Below are 1,178 nucleotides of genomic sequence, written 5' to 3'. Positions count from 1 at the left end.
AGAGTACGATTCGGAATCAATTTTTTAAAGAAATTGAAAATGGCGAATATGAAACATCATTAATTAGAGAGGTATTATATTATGAACAACCTAATAATTATATAGTTTTTAGTACTGATTATTTATCCGATAATACTTTAATTCCCGTTCTTACTGCTAACAAAGCATTCATACTAGGATACACAGATGAAAATTTTGGGGTTTATGATAAAGGAGAATGTATCATTTTTGATGATTTTACTATGGATATGAAATATGTCCATTTCCCTTTTAAATTAAAATCATCTGCAATAAAAATCTTAAAATCTAAGCATGGTAGTAATCTAAAATTTATATTTGAATATCTTTTATTTTTAGATCTCATATCAAATGAACATAAACGACATTATATTTCGGAAATTGAATCAATGAAAATACCATTAATCAATATTGAAATACAAGATAGAATATCAAGACTTCTGTCTACAATAGATGAAAAAATAAGAACAGATGTAGAAGCGAATAGGCTATTAATTCAACAAAAACAGTATCTATTGGGCAATTCATTCATATAAACAGTTTAGATAGAAGGTATTTTTTCTGGTTTTCTAATTGTTGCAATTCAATAGTTTCAATTTTAATTTTTCTATTAAAAGAGGAAAGAAAATTTGCAATTTTGCATTGCTCTTCAAAACAAGGAATTGGTATATCCATTTGTTCTAAATCTCTAGAATAAATATGCTTAACTGTTGTACCAGAAACCAACTCTATTATTTTTCTCTTTGCGTTATTCAAAAAATATGATAAAAATATAGAGTTAATAGTATCTTTTGGACGTAGTATGTTTATATCTCCACCTAAAATAATATTCTCCTCTAAAACTGTACTAGCTGTTGCGAGACCTTGTGGTGTTACGTCTGAACTTGGCATCAGTATATCACCAGCTTGACTTCTAGTCCCTTCTTTATTGGTACGAGAGAAAATGTCATAAATTACTTCATTATATATATTAAATAGTTCTCCATAATGAATACATTTTAAAGCCCCACTTAAATCAATATCATTTTTTGAAAGATTACTTCCTTTGAGAAACTTTACTACATTTCCTAATTTTTCTAATTTCCAATTACAAAAATTGTCTCCGTAATCGTCTCTAAACCTCAGTTGCTGAGAAAAAAGTTTCCTACTAATCGTACTCT

The 1,178-nt window shown here is 27.5% G+C and carries 2 protein-coding genes; one reads left to right on the top strand and one right to left on the bottom strand.

Annotation, left to right across the window (positions count from 1 at the left end):
* The coding region (locus tag H1R81_RS27270; RefSeq protein ID WP_181843921.1) for a restriction endonuclease subunit S at nt 1-554 on the top strand (554 nt) is incomplete at its 5' end.
* Here the strand turns inward: H1R81_RS27270 and H1R81_RS27265 are convergent.
* On the bottom strand, nt 547-1,178 hold a 632-nt coding region (locus tag H1R81_RS27265), incomplete at its 5' end, for a restriction endonuclease subunit S (protein WP_181843920.1). The genes H1R81_RS27270 and H1R81_RS27265 overlap by 8 nt on opposite strands.

Origin of the sequence: Emticicia sp. BO119 (assembly GCF_013912375.1) — a bacterium.
Taxonomy (GTDB): domain Bacteria; phylum Bacteroidota; class Bacteroidia; order Cytophagales; family Spirosomataceae; genus Emticicia.
This window is presented reverse-complemented; position numbering and strand designations above follow the sequence as displayed.